This is a genomic window from Arthrobacter sp. 9AX (genome assembly GCF_902506095.1).
Classification (GTDB): Bacteria; Actinomycetota; Actinomycetes; order Actinomycetales; family Micrococcaceae; genus Arthrobacter.
This window is the reverse complement of sequence record NZ_LR733293.1, coordinates 3776848-3799735: the sequence shown is the minus strand read 5'-3', so window position 1 is coordinate 3799735 and position 22888 is coordinate 3776848. Positions and strand designations below refer to the sequence as shown.

At 66.0% G+C, this 22888-nt stretch carries 19 protein-coding genes, 1 tRNA gene and 1 pseudogene; 10 read left to right on the top strand and 11 right to left on the bottom strand.

Annotated features, from left to right (window positions below):
* Positions 1-73 precede the first annotated feature (73 nt).
* Complete coding sequence (locus tag BACI348_RS17595; protein WP_159828480.1) at positions 74-1054, top strand: aldo/keto reductase; 981 nt, start codon at positions 74-76, stop codon at positions 1052-1054.
* 79 nt (positions 1055-1133) lie between these two features.
* Complete coding sequence (locus BACI348_RS17590; RefSeq protein WP_159828477.1) at positions 1134-1640, top strand: uracil-DNA glycosylase family protein; 507 nt, start codon at positions 1134-1136, stop codon at positions 1638-1640.
* On the opposite strand, the gene nboR is transcribed toward BACI348_RS17590, so the two are convergent.
* The 4 genes and pseudogenes from nboR to BACI348_RS21200 all read right to left on the bottom strand — a co-directional run bounded on the left by nboR (position 1637) and on the right by BACI348_RS21200 (position 6553).
* Positions 1637-2290 (bottom strand): nicotine blue oxidoreductase, encoded by a 654-nt coding sequence (gene nboR, locus BACI348_RS17585; protein WP_442858532.1) that lies wholly within the window; start codon positions 2288-2290, stop codon positions 1637-1639. The genes BACI348_RS17590 and nboR overlap by 4 nt on opposite strands.
* Before the next feature lie 91 nt (positions 2291-2381).
* Positions 2382-3857, bottom strand: a complete 1476-nt coding sequence (locus tag BACI348_RS17580) for a transketolase-like TK C-terminal-containing protein (protein WP_159828471.1) — start codon at positions 3855-3857, stop codon at positions 2382-2384.
* Between the two features lie 100 nt (positions 3858-3957).
* Positions 3958-6426 (bottom strand): annotated as a pseudogene (gene aceE / locus BACI348_RS17575) (pyruvate dehydrogenase (acetyl-transferring), homodimeric type); the annotation flags it as partial.
* Positions 6380-6553: a pyruvate dehydrogenase E1 component-related protein gene (locus BACI348_RS21200; RefSeq protein WP_503487629.1), complete on the bottom strand. Its 174-nt coding sequence runs from the start codon at positions 6551-6553 to the stop codon at positions 6380-6382. The gene BACI348_RS21200 and the pseudogene aceE, both read right to left, overlap by 47 nt.
* Before the next feature lie 314 nt (positions 6554-6867).
* Here BACI348_RS21200 and BACI348_RS17570 point away from each other — a divergent pair, with 314 nt between their 5' ends.
* The 4 genes from BACI348_RS17570 (at position 6868) to BACI348_RS17555 (ending at position 11157) form a co-directional block, all read left to right on the top strand.
* Entirely contained in the window at positions 6868-8436 is a 1569-nt protein-coding gene (locus BACI348_RS17570) for an NCS1 family nucleobase:cation symporter-1 (protein ID WP_159828468.1), read from the top strand.
* 24 nt (positions 8437-8460) lie between these two features.
* A complete protein-coding gene (locus BACI348_RS17565; RefSeq protein WP_159828465.1) occupies positions 8461-9204 on the top strand; it encodes an aspartate/glutamate racemase family protein in 744 nt (247 codons plus the stop codon).
* Positions 9205-9247: 43 nt separating this feature from the next.
* The gene (locus tag BACI348_RS17560) at positions 9248-10009 is read left to right on the top strand and encodes an SDR family oxidoreductase (protein WP_159828462.1); all 762 of its coding nucleotides are present in this window, start codon (positions 9248-9250) and stop codon (positions 10007-10009) included.
* A 302-nt stretch (positions 10010-10311) separates the two neighbouring features.
* Positions 10312-11157 carry an endonuclease domain-containing protein gene (locus BACI348_RS17555; RefSeq protein WP_236557618.1) on the top strand — a complete coding sequence of 282 codons (846 nt, stop codon included), beginning with the start codon at positions 10312-10314 and terminating at the stop codon, positions 11155-11157.
* A gap of 60 nt (positions 11158-11217) precedes the next feature.
* On the opposite strand, the gene BACI348_RS17550 is transcribed toward BACI348_RS17555, so the two are convergent.
* Positions 11218-11598 (bottom strand): sterol carrier family protein, encoded by a 381-nt coding sequence (locus BACI348_RS17550; RefSeq protein WP_159828459.1) that lies wholly within the window; start codon positions 11596-11598, stop codon positions 11218-11220.
* A 105-nt stretch (positions 11599-11703) separates the two neighbouring features.
* Between BACI348_RS17550 and BACI348_RS17545 the strand changes: the two genes are divergently transcribed.
* Entirely contained in the window at positions 11704-12102 is a 399-nt protein-coding gene (locus BACI348_RS17545; protein WP_236557617.1) for a VOC family protein, read from the top strand.
* Between the two features lie 36 nt (positions 12103-12138).
* On the opposite strand, the gene BACI348_RS17540 is transcribed toward BACI348_RS17545, so the two are convergent.
* On the bottom strand, positions 12139-13155 hold the full coding sequence (locus BACI348_RS17540; protein WP_159828453.1) for an asparaginase: 1017 nt from the start codon (positions 13153-13155) through the stop codon (positions 12139-12141).
* 36 nt (positions 13156-13191) lie between these two features.
* Positions 13192-14769: a molybdopterin-dependent oxidoreductase gene (locus BACI348_RS17535; protein ID WP_159828450.1), complete on the bottom strand. Its 1578-nt coding sequence runs from the start codon at positions 14767-14769 to the stop codon at positions 13192-13194.
* 93 nt (positions 14770-14862) lie between these two features.
* Here BACI348_RS17535 and purD point away from each other — a divergent pair, with 93 nt between their 5' ends.
* Both purD and BACI348_RS17525 read left to right on the top strand, forming a co-directional pair.
* Entirely contained in the window at positions 14863-16179 is a 1317-nt protein-coding gene (gene purD / locus BACI348_RS17530; protein WP_159830280.1) for a phosphoribosylamine--glycine ligase, read from the top strand.
* 1 nt (position 16180) lies between these two features.
* Positions 16181-17146 (top strand): phosphoribosylaminoimidazolesuccinocarboxamide synthase, encoded by a 966-nt coding sequence (locus tag BACI348_RS17525; protein WP_159828447.1) that lies wholly within the window; start codon positions 16181-16183, stop codon positions 17144-17146.
* A 51-nt stretch (positions 17147-17197) separates the two neighbouring features.
* Here the strand turns inward: BACI348_RS17525 and BACI348_RS17520 are convergent, their stop codons facing one another.
* Positions 17198-18463, bottom strand: a complete 1266-nt coding sequence (locus tag BACI348_RS17520; RefSeq protein ID WP_159828444.1) for a helix-turn-helix domain-containing protein — start codon at positions 18461-18463, stop codon at positions 17198-17200.
* Between the two features lie 131 nt (positions 18464-18594).
* On the opposite strand from BACI348_RS17520, the gene BACI348_RS17515 reads away from it, so the two are divergent.
* A complete protein-coding gene (locus tag BACI348_RS17515) occupies positions 18595-18843 on the top strand; it encodes a hypothetical protein (protein WP_159828441.1) in 249 nt (82 codons plus the stop codon).
* Between the two features lie 145 nt (positions 18844-18988).
* Here the strand turns inward: BACI348_RS17515 and BACI348_RS17510 are convergent.
* From BACI348_RS17510 to BACI348_RS17500, 3 genes are all read right to left on the bottom strand, one after another.
* Positions 18989-19065 (bottom strand) — tRNA-Pro (locus BACI348_RS17510).
* Positions 19066-19149: 84 nt separating this feature from the next.
* Complete coding sequence (locus BACI348_RS17505) at positions 19150-20976, bottom strand: ABC transporter ATP-binding protein (RefSeq protein ID WP_159828438.1); 1827 nt, start codon at positions 20974-20976, stop codon at positions 19150-19152.
* On the bottom strand, positions 20973-22781 hold the full coding sequence (locus BACI348_RS17500) for an ABC transporter ATP-binding protein (protein ID WP_159828435.1): 1809 nt from the start codon (positions 22779-22781) through the stop codon (positions 20973-20975). Before BACI348_RS17500 ends, BACI348_RS17505 begins: the two co-directional genes overlap by 4 nt.
* Between the last annotated feature and the right edge of the window lie 107 nt (positions 22782-22888).

Below are 22888 nucleotides of genomic sequence, written 5' to 3'. Positions count from 1 at the left end.
GCGGGGTCACATAATGCCCCCTCAAGCGACATCATTGGGCAGGATGTGACCCTGCGTTGCATATAGTCGAGGGATGGAACAGCGGATTTTAGGCAAGACCGGACGGAACGTCTCGGTGGTGGGACTGGGCACCTGGCAGCTTGGCGCGGACTGGGGCAACGTAGACCCGGCCCAGGCGCAGGCCATCCTTGCCGCCTCCGTTGAAGCAGGAGTGAACTTCTTCGACACCGCCGACGTCTACGGTGACGGCAAAAGCGAGCAGGCCATCGGCAAGTTCCTCGCCGATAACCCTGGGCTGGACATCATGGTGGCCACGAAGATGGGCCGTCGTGTGGACCAGAGGCCCGAGCACTACACGCTGGCCAACTTCCGCCAGTGGGTGGACCGGTCGCGGAAGAATTTGGGGACGGACACCCTGGACCTGGTCCAGCTGCATTGCCCTCCCACCCCTGTGTACAGCAACGCCGAGGTCTACGACGCCCTGGACACCCTGGTGTCTGAGGGGGCCATCCGCAACTACGGCGTCAGCGTGGAGCGCACCGACGAAGCCCTGGAAGCGATCCGCCACGAGGGAACCGCTTCTGTCCAGATCATCCTGAATGCATTCCGGCTCAAGCCCCTTGACGAAGTCCTGCCCGCTGCGAAGGCTGCCAGTGTGGGCATCATCGCGCGGGTGCCGCTCGCGTCCGGGCTGCTCTCGGGCAAGTACACCAAGGAAACCACCTTCGCCGAGAACGACCACCGGAACTACAACCGGAACGGCGACTCCTTCGACGTCGGCGAAACGTTCTCGGGCGTGGACTACGAGTTGGGACTGAAGGCCGTGGCGGAGTTTGAACAGCTGGTTCCGGCCGGTGCCGGCACGGCGCAGGCGGCCATCGCCTGGATCGCCGCGCAGGACGGCGTCAGCACGGTCATCCCCGGGGCGCGCAGCGTGGAGCAGGCCGCGGCGAACGCTGCCGCGGCTTCCGTGGACGTCAGCGAAGAGTTCGACGGCGGCGTCCGCTGGATCTACGACCACTACTTCAGGGACGCCATCCACCCGCGCTGGTAGCCGTTCGCCGCCTGCCCCATGCCTCGCTCCGCTCCCCACGGGGACGCCGGGCGGCTCTCTTACGCTTGGGAGCACGCTTGTGACTGCCGCCGTCAGTGACTTTGTGGAGCGGCTTGCTGCCGTGCCCACTGTTCCGGGGCGCAACAACTTCTTCGATCACAGCGTCCCGGGCAATGCGGTACGCCGGCGGAACCTTGAGCTGTATTTCGGGGAGCTCCTGGACCGTTCGCCCAAGGTGCTGCTGCTGGGGGAGGCCCCGGGCTTCAGGGGTATGGGAATCACCGGGGTACCGTTCACCAACCGCACCATGTTCCAGGGGCCGGCGAACAGCACCCATGTTCCCGGCAAGCCGCAGTCCAACCGCACTCCCACGGCTGCCGATGCCCGGCTCGGCGCGCCGTACTGGCAGTCGCTCGCGGAGCTGTTCGGCATCGAATCGGTCGTGGCGGTGGGCAACGTCGCACACCGCAGCCTGCAGCGCAGCGGCCTGGACGTTCCAAAGGTCCGGCACCCTTCCCACGGCGGAAGGAACGGGTTCAAGCGTGGGCTGGGGGAGTTGCTCGACGCCGGAGTGATCCGGAGCTAGCCCAACAGGTAAAGCTGCTCCGGGGTGTCAACGTCCAGTCCGCTGGACAGGTCGCTGCAGTCCACCTCGTCCACCAGTTCCGGATGGACGCGCAGGAAGCTGCGCGCCCCGGCGTCGCCCGTGACCGTTTCAGCCACAGCCTGGCGGAGGGTGACGTCGATGATCAGAGGATGCCCGCGGCGGAGCCCGCCGCCAGCACGGTTCGGTGAGGAACCCTCGGCTGCGGCAGCGCCGTCTTCGTACGCGGCAGCGGTGACCCGGCCCGGACGGTGGGCGGCGAGGAGCCGCCCCACTGTCCGGGGGGTCAGGCCGGGCTGGTCCACGAGCGCCACCATCAGGTGGTCCCCGGGATCCGCGGCGGAGTTGCCGAGCAGCAGGGAACTGCCCATCCCGGACTGCCATTCGCGGTTCACAACAGTCCGGTAGCGGTCCAGTTCTGCGATGGACGCCACGTCCGGGGCACCGGCGCCCAGCACCACCACCACCCCGCGGCAGCCGCCGTCGAGCAGTGCCCCCGCGACGGACTCCACGAGCGGCCGGCCGCGATACGGGAGCAGTGCTTTGGGACCCCGGCCGAGCCTGGTCCCGGCGCCGGCGGCAAGGACAATCCCTGTGGCCCGAACCTCATCCATGCCCGCTCCGCCGCCCATTCCCATAGCTGCACCCTAATCGAGTTTTTGTCCGGCCAGGCAGGGTTCCGGGGCGCGGAAGCGGCCGTATGTGGACAAAGCCCCGGATCCGTCAGGCGTCGCCGCCAGCCCCGCCGGTGGTACCTGCCGTCACGTCCAGGAGTTTGTACCGGTCCATGGCGTACGACGGCGAGCCCTCCTCAATCCCGCCCCTCGCCGCGAGCAGCTGGAGGGTTTTGACCACGATGGAGTGGGTGTCGTTCTTGAAGAAACGGCGGGCTGCGGCGCGGGTGTCGGAGAAGCCGAAGCCGTCGGCGCCGAGGGTGGCGAACTCGTTGGGCACGAACTGGCGGATCTGGTCCGGGACGGCCTTCATGTAGTCCGAGACGGCCACGACGGGGCCGGTGGCGCCTTCGAGCTGCTTGGCGACGAAGGGGACGCGGGCGGGCTGGCCGGGGTTGAGGAATGCTTCCTCTTCGGCTGCCATACCGTCGCGGCGCAGTTCGTTCCAGGAGGTCACGGACCAGACGTCGGCCGAGACGCCCCAGTCGTCGGCGAGGAGCTGCTGTGCCTCCAGGGCCCACGGTACCGAGACACCCGAGGCCAGGATCTGCGCCTTAGGTCCGTCAACGGCCGACGCCGACACCCGGTAGATGCCCTTCAGCACCCCTTCGACGTCGAGGTTCTCCGGCTCGCTTGGTTGGGTGATGGGCTCGTTGTAGACCGTGAGGTAGTACATGAGGTTCCGGTCTTCGGAGTCGGGCCCGTACATGCGTTCGAGGCCGTCGCGGATGATGTGGCCCATTTCGTAGCCGTAGGCGGGGTCGTAGGTGACTACGGCGGGGTTGGTGGAGGCCAGGAGCGGGGAGTGGCCGTCGGCGTGCTGGAGGCCTTCGCCGGTGAGGGTGGTCCGTCCTGCGGTGGCGCCGATGATGAAGCCGCGGGTCATTTGGTCTGCTGCGGCCCAGAAGGCGTCGCCGGTGCGCTGGAAGCCGAACATGGAGTAGAACACGTAGACCGGGACCAGGGGCACGCCGTGGGTGGCGTAGGCGGTTCCGGCGGCGGTGAACGCTGCCACGGCGCCGGCTTCGTTGATGCCGGGGTGGATCAGCTGGCCGGCGGGGGATTCCTTGTAGGCCAGGACGAGGTCCCGGTCCACGGACAGGTAGTTCTGGCCCTTGGGGTTGTAGATCTTCGCCGTCGGGAAGAAGGCATCCATGCCAAAGGTCCGGGATTCGTCCGGAACGATGGGCACAATCCGGTGCCCGAACTTTTTGTCCCTGATCAGGTCCTTGAGCAGCCGGACGAAGGCCATGGTGGTGGCGGCCTGCTGCTTGCCGGAGCCGCGCTTGGCGACGTCGAAAGTCTTGGCCTCGGGCAACTCCACGGGCTGGTGGTCCGGCCGCCGTTCCGGGACGGCGCCACCCAATGCCCGGCGCCGCTCGTGGAGGTAGGCGATCTCGGGGGCATCGTGGCCCGGGTGGAAATAGGGCGGGCTGTAAGGGTCCTCCTCCAGCCGGGCGTCCGAAATGGGAATGCGGAGGTAATCCCGGAATTCCTTGAGGTCGTCCAGGGTGAGTTTTTTCATCTGGTGGGTGGCGTTGCGGCCTTCGAAGTGGGGTCCGAGTCCGTAGCCCTTGACGGTTTTGGCGAGGATGACGGTGGGTTTGCCCTTGAATTCGGTGGCGGACGGCCACGACGGGGCCGGTGGCGCCTTCGAGCTGCTTGGCGACGAAGGGGACGCGGGCGGGCTGGCCGGGGTTGAGGAATGCTTCCTCTTCGGCTGCCATACCGTCGCGGCGCAGTTCGTTCCAGGAGGTCACGGACCAGACGTCGGCCGAGACGCCCCAGTCGTCGGCGAGGAGCTGCTGTGCCTCCAGGGCCCACGGTACCGAGACACCCGAGGCCAGGATCTGCGCCTTAGGTCCGTCAACGGCCGACGCCGACACCCGGTAGATGCCCTTCAGCACCCCTTCGACGTCGAGGTTCTCCGGCTCGCTTGGTTGGGTGATGGGCTCGTTGTAGACCGTGAGGTAGTACATGAGGTTCCGGTCTTCGGAGTCGGGCCCGTACATGCGTTCGAGGCCGTCGCGGATGATGTGGCCCATTTCGTAGCCGTAGGCGGGGTCGTAGGTGACTACGGCGGGGTTGGTGGAGGCCAGGAGCGGGGAGTGGCCGTCGGCGTGCTGGAGGCCTTCGCCGGTGAGGGTGGTCCGTCCTGCGGTGGCGCCGATGATGAAGCCGCGGGTCATTTGGTCTGCTGCGGCCCAGAAGGCGTCGCCGGTGCGCTGGAAGCCGAACATGGAGTAGAACACGTAGACCGGGACCAGGGGCACGCCGTGGGTGGCGTAGGCGGTTCCGGCGGCGGTGAACGCTGCCACGGCGCCGGCTTCGTTGATGCCGGGGTGGATCAGCTGGCCGGCGGGGGATTCCTTGTAGGCCAGGACGAGGTCCCGGTCCACGGACAGGTAGTTCTGGCCCTTGGGGTTGTAGATCTTCGCCGTCGGGAAGAAGGCATCCATGCCAAAGGTCCGGGATTCGTCCGGAACGATGGGCACAATCCGGTGCCCGAACTTTTTGTCCCTGATCAGGTCCTTGAGCAGCCGGACGAAGGCCATGGTGGTGGCGGCCTGCTGCTTGCCGGAGCCGCGCTTGGCGACGTCGAAAGTCTTGGCCTCGGGCAACTCCACGGGCTGGTGGTCCGGCCGCCGTTCCGGGACGGCGCCACCCAATGCCCGGCGCCGCTCGTGGAGGTAGGCGATCTCGGGGGCATCGTGGCCCGGGTGGAAATAGGGCGGGCTGTAAGGGTCCTCCTCCAGCCGGGCGTCCGAAATGGGAATGCGGAGGTAATCCCGGAATTCCTTGAGGTCGTCCAGGGTGAGTTTTTTCATCTGGTGGGTGGCGTTGCGGCCTTCGAAGTGGGGTCCGAGTCCGTAGCCCTTGACGGTTTTGGCGAGGATGACGGTGGGTTTGCCCTTGAATTCGGTGGCGGCCTTGTACGCGGCGTAGACCTTGCGGTAGTCGTGGCCGCCGCGTTTGAGGTTCCAGATCTGGTCGTCGGTGAGGTCCGCGACGAGGTCTTTGGTGCGGGGGTCCTTGCCGAAGAAGTGTTCGCGGACGAACCCGCCGGATTCGGCCTTGTAGGTCTGGTAGTCACCGTCGGGGGTTTCGTTCATGATCTTCACGAGCGAGCCGTCGGTGTCCTTGGCCAGCAGGTCATCCCATTCCCGGCCCCAGACGACCTTGATGACGTTCCAGCCCGCGCCGCGGAAGAACGCTTCGAGTTCCTGCATGATCTTGCCGTTGCCGCGCACCGGCCCGTCCAGGCGTTGGAGGTTGCAGTTGATGACGAAGTTCAGGTTGTCCAGGTTCTCGTTCGCGGCGAGCTGGAGCAGGCCGCGGGATTCGGGCTCGTCCATTTCGCCGTCGCCCAGGAACGCCCAGACCTGCTGGTCGGAGGTGTCTTTCAGGCCCCGGTTGTGCAGGTACCGGTTGGACTGGGCCTGGTAGATCGCGTTCATCGGGCCGATGCCCATGGACACGGTGGGGAATTCCCAGAACTTGGGCATCAGCCTTGGGTGCGGGTAGGAGGACAGGGCGTGGCCCTCCTTGGACTTTTCCTGCCGGAACCCGTCCAGGTCCTCCTCGGACAGGCGGCCTTCCATGAACGCGCGGGCGTACATGCCGGGGGAGGCGTGGCCCTGGAAGAAGACCTGGTCCCCGCCGCCGGGGTGGTCCTTGCCGCGGAAGAAGTGGTTGAACCCGACCTCGTACAGGGTCGCAGCCCCGGCATAGGTGGAGATATGCCCGCCCACGCCGATGTTCGGCCGCTGCGCACGGTGGACCATCACCGCGGCGTTCCACCGCATGTAGGCCCGGTACCGGCGCTCGTATTCCTCGTTGCCCGGGAACGGTGCTTCCTGGTCCACCGGGATGGTGTTCACATAATCGGTGGTGGTCACCATCGGCACCCCGACGCTCTGCGCACCGGCACGCTGCAGCAGGCTCCGCATGATGTATTGGGCACGCTCGGTGCCCTGTTCCCTGATCAACGAATCCAGGGACTCAACCCACTCGGCGGTCTCTTCCGGATCACGATCAGGCAGCTGGTTAGTCAACCCGCTGAGGATATGGGAGGTATCTTCTCCTGCAGCCACGGGTGCCCTGTTCCCTGATCAACGAATCCAGGGACTCAACCCACTCGGCGGTCTCTTCCGGATCACGATCAGGCAGCTGGTTAGTCAACCCGCTGAGGATATGGGAGGTATCTTCTCCTGCAGCCACGGCAGCCTCTTTTCATCGTCGAATGCTGGCTTTACGTTTTCGTATTGTGAGAAAACATTATTGCTATACGAGATTAGCTGCGGCGGAGGAAGCGGTCAAACAGGCTTTCCGGCGGTCGGGCGGAGCTGGCGGTCCTGGGCCAATCCAACCGTTTATGACCGGCCCGGCAAGCAGAACTCCTTGACTGAAGGTGATCCACGTCATAATCTGTTTTCACCATTCAATATCTTCATTTCGCGATGTGGAATAACAGAACCGGTCCTCCGACCATGAGCTCACCACCGCGGAATAACCCAAGAACTGGAGATCCCCCTATGCAGACCCCTCCACCGGCGGGCGTTGACGTGGCTCCTGACCTGACAGCGCCGTCAGGTTCTTCCGCCCACCCAGCAGTGGGTATTGACGCCCTGTGCGAATCCGCCAGCGCAGCATCAGGCCAGACCATCAGCCCCACCCTTTACAACGCAGACCTTGCCCCCACCAAGCGTGCCGGCCGCAGCTGGTCCGGCTACAGCATCTTTACCCTCTGGGCCAACGACGTCCACAGCCTCGGCAACTACGCCTTCGCCATCGGACTTTTCGCCCTCGGCCTCGGGGGCTGGCAGATCCTGCTGGCCCTTGGCATCGGTGCGGCGCTGCTGTTCGGCCTCCTCACCCTGTCCGGTTTTATGGGCGTCAAAACCGGCGTCCCCTTCCCGGTGATGAGCCGGATCAGCTTCGGCATCCGCGGAGCCCAGATCGCCAGCCTCCTGCGCGGCGCCGTAGCCGTCGCCTGGTTCGGCATCCAGACCTACCTCGCCTCCGTGGTCTTCCGCGTCATGCTTGTGGCAATGTTCCCCTCCCTCGGGGAGCTGGACCAGAACTCCATCCTCGGCCTGTCCACCCTCGGCTGGATCGCCTTCGTGATCCTCTGGATCGTCCAGCTGGTCATCGTCAGCTTCGGCATGGAAATGATCCGCAAGTACGAGGCGTTTGCCGGCCCCGTCATCCTGGCCACCATGGCGGCCATCGCCGTCTGGATCTTCATCGAAGCCGGCGGCGCCATCGCGTGGTCTTCGGACAACGCCCTGGAAGGGCCCCAGATGTGGCTCACCATCTTCGCCGGCGGCGCCCTCTGGGTGTCCATCTACGGCACGTTCGTCCTGAACTTCTGCGACTTCACCCGCTCGGCGGTCTCGAAAAAGGCCATTGTCCGGGGCAACTTCTGGGGCATCCCCATCAACATGCTCGTCTTCGGAGCCATCGTGGTGGTCCTGGCCGGCGGACAGTTCAAGATCAACGGCACCATCATCGAGAGCCCGTCGGACATCGTCCAGACCATCCCCAACACGCTGTTCCTGGTGCTGGCATGCCTGGCCCTGCTGATCCTGACCATCGCGGTCAACCTCATGGCCAACTTCGTGGCGCCTGTCTATGCACTGACCAACCTGTTCCCCAAGCACCTGAACTTCCGCAAGGCAGCCGTCGTGAGCGCCGTTATCGGACTGGTCATCCTGCCTTGGAACCTCTATAACAACCCGCTGGTGATTGTGTACTTCCTGGGCGGTCTGGGTGCCCTCCTGGGCCCGCTGTTCGGTGTCGTGATGGCTGACTACTGGCTGATCCGCCGCGGCAAGGTCAACGTCCCCGAGCTGTACACCGCCTCCCCGGACGGCGCCTACCACTACAAGAACGGCGTGAACCCCAGGGCTATCACCGCACTGGTGCCGGCCGCCGTCGTGGCCCTCGTCATCGCGTTCGTCCCTGCCCTGGCACCTGCGGCACCGTTCGCCTGGTTCTTCGCCGCCGGCATCGCAGCGGTGGTGTACTTCTTCATCGCGGACCGCTCACAGCGGCTGGAAGACCGCGACGGCGAATCCATCGCCGTCGCCAGCACCCACTAAGCCGAGCACCCACAAAGGAATCCCATGCGCATACTCGTCGCGAACGTCAACACCACCGGGTCCATGACGGACTCCATCGCCGCCCAGGCCCGCAGCATCGCGTCGGCAGGGACGGATATCGTCGGAATCACGCCGCGCTTCGGCGCCGATTCCTGCGAGGGGAACTTCGAAAGCTACCTCGCGGCCATCGCGGTGATGGATGCGGTGACCTGCTACGCCGAGCCGTTCGACGCCGTCGTCCAGGCCGGCTACGGCGAGCACGGGCGGGAGGGGCTGCAGGAGCTCCTGGACGTCCCCGTGGTGGACATTACCGAGGCGGCCGCCAGCACCGCCATGTTCCTCGGCCACAAGTATTCGGTGGTCACCACCTTGGACCGGACCGTTCCGCTGATCGAGGACCGCCTCAAGCTGGCCGGCCTGGATGCCCGGTGCGCCTCGGTGCGGGCCAGCGGCATGGCCGTCCTGGAGCTTGAGGAGGAACCGGACCGTGCGGTGGAGGCCATCATCAACCAGGCGATGCTCGCCGTCCGTGAGGACAAGGCCGAGGTGATTGTGCTCGGCTGTGGCGGGATGGCGGGCCTGGACGAAGAGATCCGGCAGCGTGCCGGCGTACCGGTGGTGGACGGTGTTGCGGCCGCAGTGACCATCGCGGAATCCCTGGTCCGCATGCGCCTGTCCACATCCAAAGTCCGGACCTACGCGGCGCCGCGGCCCAAGACCGTCATAGGCTGGCCGCTGAACAGCACAGACGTTCCCGCGTCCCTTTAGGGCAAGTTTCCAGGCGGGGCCATCGGTAATACAGGAGAAGAGTTTGAACCATTCCCAGGCCCCGGGCCGCGTCGCAGTGGTCACCGGTGCAGGTTCCGGCATCGGCCGGGCGGTGGCCCGCCTCCTCCTGGGCGACGGCTACGCCGTTGCCCTCGCCGGGCGGCGTGAGCCGCAGCTCGTGGAGACGGCGCACGGCCACCCCCACGCCCTCCCGGTCGCCTGCGACGTCACCCGGCCCGACGACGTCGAGCGCCTTTTCGAAGCCACCGGCCAAAAGTGGGGGCGGGTGGACCTTTTGTTCAACAACGCGGGCGTGTTTGGCCCGGCGGCCAGCGTGGACGAGATTTCGCTGGCCGACTGGGACGCCACCCTGGCGGTGAACCTCACCGGCTCCATGCTGTGCGCCGCGGCAGCCGTCCGGGCCATGAAGACGCAGGAACCGCAGGGCGGGCGGATCATTAACAACGGTTCCATTTCGGCGCACTCACCCCGGCCCCGGACGGTGGCGTACGCCGTGACCAAGCACGCCATGACCGGGCTGACCAAAAGCATCGAGCTGGACGGGCGGGGCTTCGGCATCACGTGCGGGCAGATCGACATCGGCAACACGGCCACCGACATCATGGACACCATCGGCGTGGGCGCCGGGGCGCTGCAGGCCGATGGCAGCCGCCGCGTTGAGCCCACATTCCCGGTGGAGGACGCAGCCCGCGCGGTCCTGATGATGGCCAACATGCCGCCGTCGGCCAGCGTGGGGTCAGTGGTCATCACGGCGGCAGGCATGCCGTTCATCGGCCGCGGCTGACCCCATCTGAGTTTTTGTCCACATATGCAGACCTCCACGCCCGGAAGTCTGCATATCTGGACAAAAACTCCGGTTGAGACGGGCGGGCCTGTGGACAAGTGCTAAGCCGTCCGTTTGGACTGGCTCAATGGAGCATGAGCAGATTGTCGCCCCTACCTGAACCGTTGGATTCCCGGCCCTTTGGTCTTCCAGAGGGCGAAGCTGCGGGTCTGACAAGGAGCCGGCTCGGAGGCCGGGACCTGCACCGGCCAAGCCGGGGAGTCCGCGTTCCAAAGGCCGGCCCGTCTGATCTGGCAGGCCTCGTGCGCTCCCACACCCGCCTCGATGCGGACACTTTCGCAAGCCTCGTCACCGCTGCGGAGATCCTGGAACTCCCGCTCCCGCCCTGGGCGGAATTCCGGCCTGACGACGGCGGCCCGGTCACCGCCGTCGTCGAGCCTGTTCCGTGGGGTAAGAAATCGGGTGCGCATTTTCGGGAACCCGGGAGGTTCCTGCACCTCTCCAGAAAAGGCGGCCTGACACTTCCACGGCGCAGGGGCGTGGCAGGGCACCGGCTTAAGGTCCGCGACGGGGACCTTATTGACATCGACGGGCTGCGGCTGACTTCGGTTGCCCGGACCTGGGTGGACCTCGGCTCGGTCCTGCCAATGGACGACCTCATTGTTGTTGGCGATGCGATCGTCAGCGAGCATGCAAGGTCTTTCGGCGAGCCAAAGCTGCCGATGATGCCGCTGCCCGAACTGCGTTCATTCGTGGCGGGCGCCAATGGGATTCACGGTGTCCGAAAGGCAAGGGAAGCACTCGAAAAGCTGCGCGTCGGCGTCGACTCACCTCCGGAAACCAGGCTGCGGCTGATGATGGACGACGCCGGGCTGCCGGAATTCGTCCCCAACTGCCGGGTGGACGATGCCTTGGGCAGGCCCGTGTGGACGGACCTGGGCTGCGCCCGCTTCCGTACCTGCGTTGAGTACGACGGCGTCCATCACCTCACGGCCGAACAGCAGGCTTTGGATTCCTACCGGGACCAGCGGGTGTCCGAAGCGGGCTGGCGGCAGGTGAAGATCAACCGGATCGACCTGGAGCGTGGACCGGAGTGGGTGGTATCCAGGGTTAGCCAGGCGCTCCGCAAACAGGGCTGGCACCGCTGAGTTTTTGTCCAGGTATGCAGGCTCCCGGGGCGTGGAAGTCTGCATACGTGGACAAAAACTCTAGAGCGGGAGGAGGGACGAGAGGTCCGCGCGCAGGCCCGAGGCTGCCACCCTGCCGGCGGCGACGGCCTCTGCCCAGGTCAACTGGCCGGTCACCATGCCAAGCCAGGTAGCGGCGTCGCACTCAATCACGTTGGGCGGGGTTCCGCGGGTGTGCCTGGGCCCTTCCACGCACTGCGTTACACCGAACGGCGGCACGCGCACCTCGACGGAGTTCCCGGGTGCCCGCGCCGTGACTTCCTCCAGCGTGTAGCGGACGGCGGTTGCCAGGAGAGCCCGCGGAACGGGAGGAAGGTCCGACGACGGCCCGGCGGCTTCCTGCCATGCCTTCACCGCCGCGGCGCCTTCGTGAACGTCGATGCGACGGCGGGCTACAGGCATGTTCCCGGGATCCTTTCGGCGAGGCATAGGGCAAAGGAAATCAGAGTACCGCGGACCTCCGCAGGGGAGGAATCCGGCGGGCCCGCGGGTAGCATCGATACAACATTGTCAGCCACAGAAACGGAGCCACCCGTGCAGCTCGGCGCTTTCTCGGTCAGCCTCAACGTCAAGGACATCGAAGCTTCCACCGCGTTCTACCAAAAGCTCGGCTTCACGCCCTTCGCCGGCGACATCTCCCAAAATTGGCTCATCCTGAAAAACGGTGAGGCGGTGGTGGGCCTCTTCCAGGGTGTGCTGGAGCGGAACGCCCTGACGTTCAATCCCGGCTGGAGCCAGGACGCCCAGGCACTTGATGCGTTCACCGATGTCCGCGAGCTCCAGCGGGAACTTAAGAGCCAGGGCATCCCCTTCGCCGCCGAAGCCGAGGAGGGGACCACTGGTCCGGGGAGCTTCATTGTGGTGGACCCGGACGGCAACCCGGTGATCGTGGACCAGCACGTGTGAGCTGCACGCTCCCAGCGGCGGACCCGGTAAACCCGCTCAGTCCAGGAGCGCCGAGACCGCCGGACCCAGCCGGATCTTGCCCACCGGCCGGCCGCCCCCCAGCACGGGCTCCACCACTTTCTCCAGCACACTGGCCACGCCGGGAATTTCCACGGCGCCTGCAGCTGCGAGCAGGGTCAGTGCCACCAGCGAGGTGGCCCGCAGGTTCCCGTCCAGCATCTTGACCGCCACGGAAACACCCTGCGGTGTTGCCATGGCCAGGACCCCTTCGGCTCCAATTTTGGCGATGATTTCCAGCTCGTCCATCACAACGGTGTTGGCCTCGTCGCGGCCCTGCACCGCCCACGGGTAGTCCAGCATGGACGTGGCGATGGTGGCAGCCCGGGCGTTGAAGCTCTGATCGCCGGGCGCCTTGGCCAGCTGCGAGAAGCCCCGCGCCAGCCCTCTCAACGAGACGGCGGCCACCGGCGCACCGCACCCGTCGATCCCCAGGTGGGCGATCTTTTCGCCCGTGTACTCCTCGATGACGCTGCGGACCCGCTGCTGCAGCGGATGGTTCGGCTCGAGGTAGCTGTGCGTGTCCCAGCCGTTTTCGGTGCAGGCCCACAGGAAGGCGGCGTGCTTCCCGGAGCAGTTGAACGCCAGTTTTGATTTGCCGCGTTCGGAACGCACCAGCCAGTTCCGGGCTGTTTCATCCTGCGGCCAGGCCTCGGGGCATTGGAGCTGGTCCTCGCGCACTCCTGCCGCCTTGAGCATGCCGGACACCACGTCCATATGGTCCAGTGACCCGACGTGGCTGGCGCAGGCCAGCGCCACCTGGGCGCCCCGGAGCGGAACGCCGGACTGCATTGCGGCCAGCGCCTGGAACGGCTTCAGCGCGGACCTTGCGTAGATGGGGGTGTTGATGTCGCCCAGTTCGGTAACCACCGACCCGTCGGCCGCGAGCAGCACGGCGGAGCCGATGTGCCGGGATTCCACAAAGCCGCTGCGCTCGATCACGGCCAGTTCGACGGCGGAGTCCACGGTAAAGGTGGCATGCGGGTTATGCGGCATGCTGCCAGTCTAGGGGCCAGCATCGCTGATGCCCGGCTACTCCACGGTGACCATCATCGACTGCCAGCCGGAGGCGCCGTCCGGGACGGGATCGGCGCGCTGCTCGGTCTGCACCTCGCCGGTGCCGTCCGTGGCGCGGACTTTGAGGTAGTGCGGGCCGGGCGTGGCGTCCCACTCGTAGGACCATTGGCGCCAGGTAGCCAGGGACGCCTCGGCGGAGAGGTCCACCTCCACCCAGTCCGTGTTGTCCACCTGGATTTCCACCTTGGTGATGCCCCGGGTCTGCGCCCAGGCGGTGCCGCCCACGGTGATCTTCCCGGCCGGTACCTTCGCGAAGGATTTGGGAACGTCCACCCGTGCCATGGTCTTGATGGGCCCCCGCTCGGACCAGCCGCGTTCCGTCCAGTAGGCCTTGCTGTCCGCGAATCGGGTGACCTCGAGGTCCACCACCCACTTGGTGGCGGAGACGAAGCCGTAGAGGCCCGGAACCACCATCCGCACCGGGTATCCGTGCTCGAGCGGCAGCGGTTCGCCGTTCATTCCGATGGCCAGGATGGCGTCACGGCCGTCCTGCAGGACCTCCAGCGGCGTGGAAGCACTGAAACCGTCAATGGACGTGGAGAGCACCATGTCCGCCCCGTCCTTGGGCCGTGCCCGCTTCAGGACCTCACGGATGGGCAGGCCCAGCCACTTGGCGTTGCCGGCGAGGTTGCCGCCCACTGGGTTGGAAACACAGGTAAGCGTGACGTGCGATTCGATCAGGTCGGCGTCGAGCAGGTCCTGGAAAGTGAGCCGGATTTCCTCCTCCACGAGCCCGTGCACCCGCAGCTCCCACTCACCGGCATTGATTTCCGGGACGCTGAGGGCAGTATCGATGCGGTAGAACTCGCCGTTGGGCGTCAGCCACGGCGGGACACCGGCCACCGGGGACTGGACGCCTGCCGGAACAGCTGGCGCGGCTTTGCCCGGCGCAGGCAACTGCAGCGCTTCGCGCGCCTTGGCGATGTTGCTGCGGGCGGTGCCCAAGAGCCGGCCCCCCGTGGCGGCAATGCCTGCTGCCGCCGCGGTGATGCCGGCAGCAGCGAAAAAACGACGGCGGGTGGCCCCCGGGTGCCGGGAGTCGCCGCCGGCCGCATCCGCCGGCGCTTCGGGCCAGGCTTTGAGTCCCCGCAAGGGAGTGATGAGAAAGCGCAGGACCATCAAGCCGGCAAGCGTCCCCAGCACCGACGGGATGGCATCGACCGGTTCCACACCTGCCCGGGTCACCACGCTGGCCACGATCACCACACCCATGAACACGACACCCAGCACGCCCAGGGCCCAACGCCGGTACGCCACCACACCCAGCACGCACGCCAGGGCGGCGATGGTCAGGCCCATGCCCACAAAAAGCGCGGCTTTGTCGTTGGTGCCGAACGTGGCGATCGCGAAGTCCTTCATCCAGGACGGCGTGAAGTCGATGAAGGTGGACCCCAGGGCAATCACAGGGGTGGCGCGGGCGGTGAAGAACGCACCAACCAGCTCGGCCACGGCGAGGACGACGGCCGCGGCCACCACGCCTGCCAGTGCGGCCAGGGCGGTGGGACCTTTGAGCCAGTTCAGGAGCTTTTTCATGACATTGGTTCGTAGCCGACCGGTGCCGGGATTGTTTTAGGCGGCTGAGACAGCTTAGGAGCGGGCTGGGTGCACAAAGTACCCTTGGAGACTGTGAAGGTACTAGTCATCGGCCCCGGAGGCCGCGAACACGCCATTGTCCGCTCCCTGCTCGCCGACCCCAACGTATCCGAGGTCCACGCAGCCCCCGGCAATGCCGGCATCAGCAAGCTGGTCCCCACCCACAAGATCAACGGCAACGATCCAGACGCCGTAGCAGCCCTGGCCGCCAAGCTCACTGTGGACCTGGTGGTGGTGGGTCCGGAGGCGCCGCTCGCAGCGGGTGTTTCCGACGCCGTCCGCGACGCCGGTATCCCGGTGTTCGGCCCCAGCAAGGCCGCAGCCCAGCTCGAGGCTTCCAAGGCATTCGCCAAGGAGATCATGGCCGAAGCCGGTGTTCCCACGGCCATGGCCCTGGTGGCCACCGATGCGGAGGAAGCAGCGTCCGCTCTGGATACCTTCGGCGCTCCCTACGTGGTGAAGGACGACGGACTCGCGGCCGGCAAGGGCGTAGTGGTCACCAAGAACCGCGATGAGGCCCTGGCCCACGCCCAGACCTGCTTCGACGCCGGGGGTTCAGTGGTCATCGAGGAATTCCTGGATGGTCCCGAAGTTTCCCTCTTTGTGCTTTGCGACGGCCAGAATACTGTCCCGCTGTCACCGGCCCAGGACTTCAAGCGGATCTTCGATAACGACGAAGGACCCAACACCGGCGGCATGGGCGCCTACACCCCGCTGGAGTGGGCACCCGAGGGCCTGGTCCAGGAAGTCATTGAGCGCGTGGCCCAGCCCACCGTCAACGAAATGGCCCGCCGCGGCACCCCGTTTGTGGGCGTGCTGTTCGTGGGGCTGGCCCTTACCTCGCGCGGCACCCGCGTGATTGAATTCAACGTCCGCTTCGGCGACCCGGAGACCCAGGCCGTGCTCGCCCGGCTCAAGACCCCCCTCGGTGCCCTGCTCCTGGCAGCCGCCAAGGGCGAACTGGACCAGGCAGAAGAGCTGCGCTGGTCCAAGGAAACTGCTGTCGCCGTCGTCGTCGCTTCCGAAAACTACCCCGACACGCCCCGCACGGGAGACCGCATCCGGGGGCTGAAGAAGGTGGAGGAACTCGACGGTGTGCACGTGATCCACGCCGGGACCTCCTTCGACGAGGACGGCAAAGTGATCTCCGCGGGCGGCCGCGTGCTCGCCGTCGTCGCGCTGGGCAGCGACCTGGTGGAGGCGCGGGAAAAAGCGTACGACGGCGTGGAGCTGGTTCAGCTGGAAGGCTCGCAGTTCCGCACGGACATCGGCCGCAAGGCCGCCCGCGGCGAGATCAGGGTATCGTCCGGCGCTACCGGGTCACTGCCCATCACGAAGACGAAGGCATAGCATGAGCGGGAATCTGCCCCAGGAAAGCCTGCCCCAGGATGGGCAGAAGCGCGGCTTCAGCACTGCCACGCTGGACCTGCCCGGCTGGAAGCACGTGTACTCCGGCAAGGTCCGCGACCTGTATGAGCCGGCCGACGAATCCATCGTTGAGCGGGTGGGCCAGGAATGCGTGCTGGTGGTGGCCAGCGACCGGATCAGCGCCTTCGACCACGTCCTCTCCAGCGAGATCCCGGACAAGGGCCGCATCCTCACCCAGCTGAGCCTGTGGTGGTTCGACCAATTGGACGTGGCGCACCACGTGCTCGCCTCCACGGTGGAGGACGGCGTGCCGGCTGCCGTGGAAGGCCGGGCCATGATCTGCAAAAAACTGGACATGTTCCCGGTGGAGTGCATCGCCCGCGGTTACCTCACCGGCTCCGGCCTGCTGGAATACCGTTCGTCCGGAACCGTGTGCGGCATCCCGCTGCCGGAGGGGCTGGTGGACGGCTCACGGCTCGAGCACGCCATCTTCACGCCGTCGGCCAAAGCGGAGGTGGGGGAGCATGACGAGAACATCACCTACGACGCCGTGGTGGCGATGGTGGGCGACGACATTGCCGGCCGCCTCAGTGAACTCACGCTGAAGATCTACACCACCGCCGAAAAGATCGCCCGGGAGCGGGGGATCATCCTCGCGGACACCAAGGCGGAGTTCGGCTACGACGCCGTCTCGGGTTCGATCACCCTTGGCGATGAAGTGCTGACGCCTGACTCCTCACGGTTCTGGGACGCCGCGACTTACAAGCCTGGACAGGCGCAGCCCTCCTACGACAAGCAGTATGTCCGGGACTGGCTCACGTCCGCCGAATCGGGGTGGGACCGGTCCTCGGATACGCCCCCGCCGGCGCTGCCTGCTGACGTGGTGGACCGGACGCGCAGCCGCTACGTTGAGGCCTACGAGAAGCTGACCGGGAAAGCCTTCGCCTGACAGCAGCCAACCCCGCCCGGAGCCCCGGTGGCTCCGGGCGGGGTGCAAGGCTCAGCTGACCTTGGTGGCAGCCGCAGCCCGCTGCTGGGCCAGCCGGATTTCCAGGACAGCGTCCAGGGCCTGCTGGACACGGTCCGCGGCACCTGCCGCGCTGAAGGCCTTTTGGGCTTCCTCCAGGTGGACCAGGGCTTCGTCGGCTTCGCCCGCGGCCTTCAGCGACTTGCCCAGGAGCAGTGAAACCTCCCCCGCCGTGTGCTTGGCGAGCGCGTTGCGTTCGGCGTGGATTTCCCGCAGCTTTTCGACGGCGGCCACAATGTCCCCGGTCAGGTACAGCCACCGGGCACGGATGAAGGCGACCTCCAGTTCGTCGCTCTTGGTTCCGCCCACGATGGAGAAGGCGAGCTCTGCCCGTTCGATGGAGGACAGGGTCTCCGGCTCGACGATGCCGGAGGACAGGCGCACCGCGGCGGATGCCTTGTTGAACCGCGCCCAGAGCTCAATGTCGTTGGCAGGGGACAGAAGCTTCGCGGCACGTTCGTGGTGCTTGACCCCTTCGGAGTAGTCGTGCCGCATGAAGGCCACGTTGCCCACCACCCAGGCGACCTCGCCGGCCAGCTGGGACATCGCGTGCTCGTCCACCTGGGCGAGAAGGTCCTGGCAGGATGTCCACGCTTCGTCCAGCCGGCCACTCTCCGCAAGGGCGCCAATCAGGACCCGCAGGGCACCCACGATGATGGTGGAGCTCCTGGGCAGCTGCCGCGAAAGCTCCATGGCCTCCTGGGCGTAATTGACAGCCATTGACAGCTGGCCCTGCCGCTGGCATACAGTTGCCAGCATCTGCCGGGCCCGGACGCCCAGGCCCACCGACTCGGTGGCCATGGGGTGCTCCAGCAGGCGCTGGATGATCTCCCGGCACTCCTGCAGGTCGCCGTGCTTCATCAGGCATTCGGCCTGCATATAGGACATGTTCCACCAGGCACTGGTGTTCTTGCCGTCAAGGGCGATCTGTGCGGCGGTAGCTGCATGGCTTGCGGCCAGCGGATAGTCCCGCAGGTCCCACGCCTGGCGCGCGTACAGGCCCGCCAGGACGTACTCGGCGTCGCTGACAGTGATGGGCTGGCTCCAGGCCTCAAGGGCCTTGGGGGCAAGCTCAAGCCTCTTCGCCAGCTCGTCGATCACCTCCGCGGTGGGTTCCCGTCGGCCGGTTTCAAGCAGGGAGATGTAACTGGGGGAGTAAAGATCCTTGCCCAGCTCAGCCTGTGTCAGACCGCGTTCAAGCCGCTCCGCCCGGAGCTTCTCCCCGAATCCGTTGCCCACGGGATTTCCTCCTTTTCCGGACACTCTTTGCATCAGAGGCTTGACAGCCTCTGTGGAAAACATTTTACAATGTATGTCAACAAGGACAGTGCTGGCTTTGTAACGAATCCGACTCGTATTGAGGAACACATATGTTGAAGAAGATTGCAGCTGCTGCCGTTCTGGCCGGAGCCCTGGCTTTCTCTGCTGCGGCTCCGGCCGTTCTGTCAGTGGGTTCGGTTGTTGACACCGGGAACGTCGCGGAAGCCCGCACAGGCAACTGGCCCGATCCGATGTCAAAGCCGGTCAAGGAGAAGCCCGCTAAGGAGAAGCCCGCCACGGACACGAGCGGCGAGGGCACAGTCACCACCTACACCGGCAACTGGCCTGATCCGATGTAACAGCTTCCTCAACAAAAGGGGGCGGGGAAGGCTCCGGAGCATCTGCTCCGGAGCCTTCCCCTTTGCCGGAAACTTCGGCTGTCCGGCAGGTAACAGTTCGGGCACGCAAAAAAGAGGGCCTCCGTTAGGAGACCCTCTTTTGTCGTGGTCGGGATGACAGGATTTGAACCTGCGACCTCTTCGTCCCGAACGAAGCGCGCTACCAAGCTGCGCTACATCCCGATCCGCTGCAAAAGCAACTTTACAAGGATAGCCGATGCGGGTCCCCGATGCGAAATCGAGGAGGCGGCCGGCGGTCTCCTGCAGTCAGACCAGCGAGTCCTTCCACGCGCCGTGAAGGTCGGCGAAGCGTCCGCCGCCGCCGATCAGCCCCGCGGGAGAGCCGTCCTCGACGATCCGGCCGTCCTGCACCACCAGGACCCGGTCCGCGGTTTCCACCGTGGACAGGCGGTGCGCAATGATCAGAGCCGTCCTGCTGGCGGCGTCCGTGTCCGCCAGCAGCCGGGCCAGGCCGGTCTGCACCAGCCGCTCGGAGGGGATGTCCAGCGACGAGGTGGCCTCGTCAAGGATCAGCACGGCCGGCCGGGCCAGGAATGCCCTGGCGAAGCTGATGAGCTGCCGCTGCCCGGACGAGACCCGGCCGCCGCGTTTGTTCACATCGGTGTCATAGCCCTCGGGCAATTCCAGGATGAAGTCGTGTGCGCCCACCGCCTTCGCGGCTTCCTCGATTTCGGCCCGGGATGCCTCCGGCCGGCCCAGGGCGATGTTGTCGGCAACGGAACCGCTGAACAGGAAGGCCTCCTGGGTGACCATTACGATGTTCCGCCTCAGGTCCGTGGTGCTGAGGTTGCGCAGGTCCACGCCGTCCAGGGTCAGGGAACCGGAAGAGACGTCGTAGAAGCGGGCGATCAGTTTGGCCAGGGTGGACTTCCCCGCGCCCGTCTGGCCTACCAGCGCTACCGTCTGGCCTGCCGGGATCCGCAGGTTCAGCCGGGGAACGATGAGCGGACCGTCCCCGTACCGGAATTCCACATCCTTGAAATCGACCGCTCCCTTGGCGCGGGGAAGGGCCACGGGATTCCTGGGCGGGCGGACGGTGGGAACTTCCTCGAGGAGTCCGGACACCTTCTCCAGCGCCGCCTGCGCGCTTTGGAAGGAGTTGTAGAACATGGCCATCTGGTCCACCGGCTGGAAGAACCGCTTGGTGGAGAGGATGAGCGCCAGCAGGACACCCACCGCCAGGTCGCCGGTGAGGACGCGGAAACCGCCAAGGAGCAGCACCACGGCCACGCACACGTTCCCGATCAGCACCAGCCCCGGCTGGAAGATGCCGTTGAGGTTGATGGACCGGACGGTCACCAGCCGGTAGTCCTCGGCGAGCTTTCCGTAGCGGTCAGCGTTCTCCTGCTCCTTGCGGAAAGCCTTCACTGCGCGGATGCCGGTCATCGTCTCCACGAAGTGCACAATCAAACGGGCGGACACCACCCGGGATTCGCGGAACGCGATCTGGGAATGCTTCTGGTACCAGCGGGCCAGGAAGAACATGGGGACACCGGCTGCCAGCACCAGCAGGCCGCTGCGCCAGTCGAGCGCGAACACCGTTACCGCGGTGAAGATCATGAACAGCATGCCGGAGGCGAGCGAGCTGACGCCGGAATCCAGGAGTTCGCGAAGGGCCTCCAGGTCCGAGGTCTGCCGGGCAATGATCCGGCCGGAGGTGTATCTCTCGTGGAACTCCAGGCTCAGCCGCTGCGTGTGGCGGAATACCCGCAGGCGCAGGTCCAGGAGCATGGCCTGGCTGAGTTTCGCCGTGGAGGTCACATACAGGGCGGTGAGTCCCGCCGTCGCAATGGCAGCAAGAAGATAGGCGACGCCGGTGAACACCAGGGGGAGGTTGTCTCCGGCCTGCAGGGCGGGCAGTGCGTGGTCGATGCCGAAGGCGATCAGGGCCGGGCCGGCCACGCGGGCCGCCTGCGAAAGGACCACCGTGGCAATCGTCAACCAGAACCGCAGCCGCACCGGCCGGATCAGGCTGCGCAACAAAGCCAGCGACCGTCGTCGTACCGCCCTGCTGTCGCTTTTGCTGAGGTGGGCGTTGTCCTCGTTGGCCGTGCCAAAGGTGGTGGTGCTCATCGGGTCACTTCCTCTGCCTGGTCCTCAAGGGCGGACAGTTCGGAGTCCAGGTCGCGGGGTTCCGGGTCCAGGCTGGCGATCACGTACCGGTAGTGGTGGTTGCCTGCCAGCAGTTCGGTGTGGGTGCCAACTGCGGTGATGCGGCCGTCCTCGAGCAGCGCCACCCGGTCCGCCAGCGCCACGGTGGAGGGGCGGTGCGCAACGATCAGCGTGGTGGTGTCCTTCAGCACGGCCCGGAGCCGCGTTTCCACCAGCTCCTCGGTGTGGACGTCCAGGGCGGACAGGGGATCGTCCAGGACCAGCACGCGGGGCCGCGCGGCGATGGCGCGGGCCAGGGCAATCCGCTGCCGCTGCCCGCCGGAAAGGCTGAGGCCTTCCTCGCCGATCAGCGTGTCCACGCCCTCCGGCAGGGAGTAGGCGAAGTGCGCCTGGGCCACGTCCAGGGCTTCGTCGAGGACAGCTTCAGAGCGCACGGGGGCACCGAGCAGGACGTTGTCCCGGACGGAGTTGGAGAACAGGGTGGTGTCCTCGAAGGCCACGGCGACGATCCGGCGGAGTTCCGCCACCTCGAAGTCCCGCAGGTCCACGCCGTCGATGGTGATGGACCCGCCGGTGACGTCGAACAGGCGCGGGACCAGTTGGATCAGCGCGCTCTTGCCGCTACCGGTGATTCCCACCAGCGCCATGGTTTCGCCGGGCCGGACGTCGAGGGTGATCTCCTTGAGGATGGGCTTGTCCGGTGCATCCTCGAAGGCGAAGGTGGCGTTGTTGAAGCGGAGTGCGCCGGCCAGTTGGTGCGGCCGTTGGGGTTCCGGAGGGCTGCTGATGGTGTTGGGAGTGTCCATCACCTCGAAGTGGCGGTCGACGGCGGTCTTGGCAGTCAGTGCCATGGCGAGCAGCATGCCGGAAAATTCCACGGGCGAGGCCATCACGGCGGCCGTGGCGAAGAAGGCCACCAGCGAACCAATGCTCAGCTGGCCGCTGGCGCACAGCATGACTCCCACCACCAGTCCGGCGCCGAGGGCGAGTTCGGGGAGCAGGGTGACCACCATGGTGAAGGTTGCCTGGTGGCGCGCCTTTTCAATCTCCGTCTGGCGGAGTTCCTCAGCCTGTTCGTTGAAGTTTTCCAGCGCCTCCCGGCTGCGTCCGAAGGCCTTCAGCACACGGATGCCGTGGACTGATTCCTCTACAGTGGTGGCGAGGTCGCCGGCCTGGTCCTGGCTGCGGCGCGCCACCCTGCTGAAACGGGTCCGGAAGCGGAAGCTGTAGGCCATGATGGGCGCGGCTGCGGCCAGAAAGATCAGGGCCAGCTGCCAGCTCATCACAAACATGACCGTGATGCCGATAATCACGGTGAGGGTGGTGACCACCAGCATGATGGCGCCGAAGGCCATCCACCGGCGCAGGAAGTTCAGGTCCGTCATGGCGCGGGACAGGAGCTGGCCGGAGCCCCAGCGGTCGTGGAAGGAGACGGTAAGGTCCTGGAGATGGTCATACAGCGAAACCCGCATGGCGGTTTCCACGGAGGTGGCGGGGTTGATCACGAACTGCCGGCGCAGGGCCACCAGTCCTGCCTCGGCTATGCCCAGTACCAGGATGACGCCGGCGGAAATCCAAACCGCTTCGGTTGCCCCGCCCGCCTCGAGCGATTCGTTGACCAGCACCCGGAGGACCTGGGGGATGGCCAGGGCAACAACGCTGGCCATCAACGCGCAGAGGAGTCCCAACAGAAGCCGGGGAATGATGGGCCGGACATGAGGGTAGAGGCGACTGATGGATCGAAAAAATGAAGTTTGCTTGGCCATGCCCGCTTCTCAAGCTCTAAAACGAATGTAGTTTCCCGTAGCAACTACCCTATGCCATGGCGTGAGGCGATTCACAGGGATCGGGACCCTTCAGCGGGCTTGCCAAT

Bases quoted from the DNA above. Each gene is read 5' to 3' on its own strand.
- BACI348_RS17515 (WP_159828441.1), top strand. From the start codon at position 18,595: ATGTTGAAGAAGATTGCAGCTGCTGCCGTTCTGGCCGGAGCCCTGGCT.
- BACI348_RS17540 (WP_159828453.1), bottom strand. From the start codon at position 13,155: ATGCCGCATAACCCGCATGCCACCTTTACCGTGGACTCCGCCGTCGAA.
- BACI348_RS17570 (WP_159828468.1), top strand. From the start codon at position 6,868: ATGCAGACCCCTCCACCGGCGGGCGTTGACGTGGCTCCTGACCTGACA.
- BACI348_RS17525 (WP_159828447.1), top strand. From the start codon at position 16,181: ATGAGCGGGAATCTGCCCCAGGAAAGCCTGCCCCAGGATGGGCAGAAG.
- BACI348_RS17565 (WP_159828465.1), top strand. From the start codon at position 8,461: ATGCGCATACTCGTCGCGAACGTCAACACCACCGGGTCCATGACGGAC.
- BACI348_RS17595 (WP_159828480.1), top strand. From the start codon at position 74: ATGGAACAGCGGATTTTAGGCAAGACCGGACGGAACGTCTCGGTGGTG.
- BACI348_RS17580 (WP_159828471.1), bottom strand. From the start codon at position 3,857: ATGAAAAAACTCACCCTGGACGACCTCAAGGAATTCCGGGATTACCTC.
- BACI348_RS17550 (WP_159828459.1), bottom strand. From the start codon at position 11,598: ATGCCTGTAGCCCGCCGTCGCATCGACGTTCACGAAGGCGCCGCGGCG.
- BACI348_RS17535 (WP_159828450.1), bottom strand. From the start codon at position 14,769: ATGAAAAAGCTCCTGAACTGGCTCAAAGGTCCCACCGCCCTGGCCGCA.
- nboR (WP_442858532.1), bottom strand. From the start codon at position 2,290: ATGGGCGGCGGAGCGGGCATGGATGAGGTTCGGGCCACAGGGATTGTC.
- BACI348_RS17500 (WP_159828435.1), bottom strand. From the start codon at position 22,781: ATGGCCAAGCAAACTTCATTTTTTCGATCCATCAGTCGCCTCTACCCT.
- BACI348_RS17505 (WP_159828438.1), bottom strand. From the start codon at position 20,976: ATGAGCACCACCACCTTTGGCACGGCCAACGAGGACAACGCCCACCTC.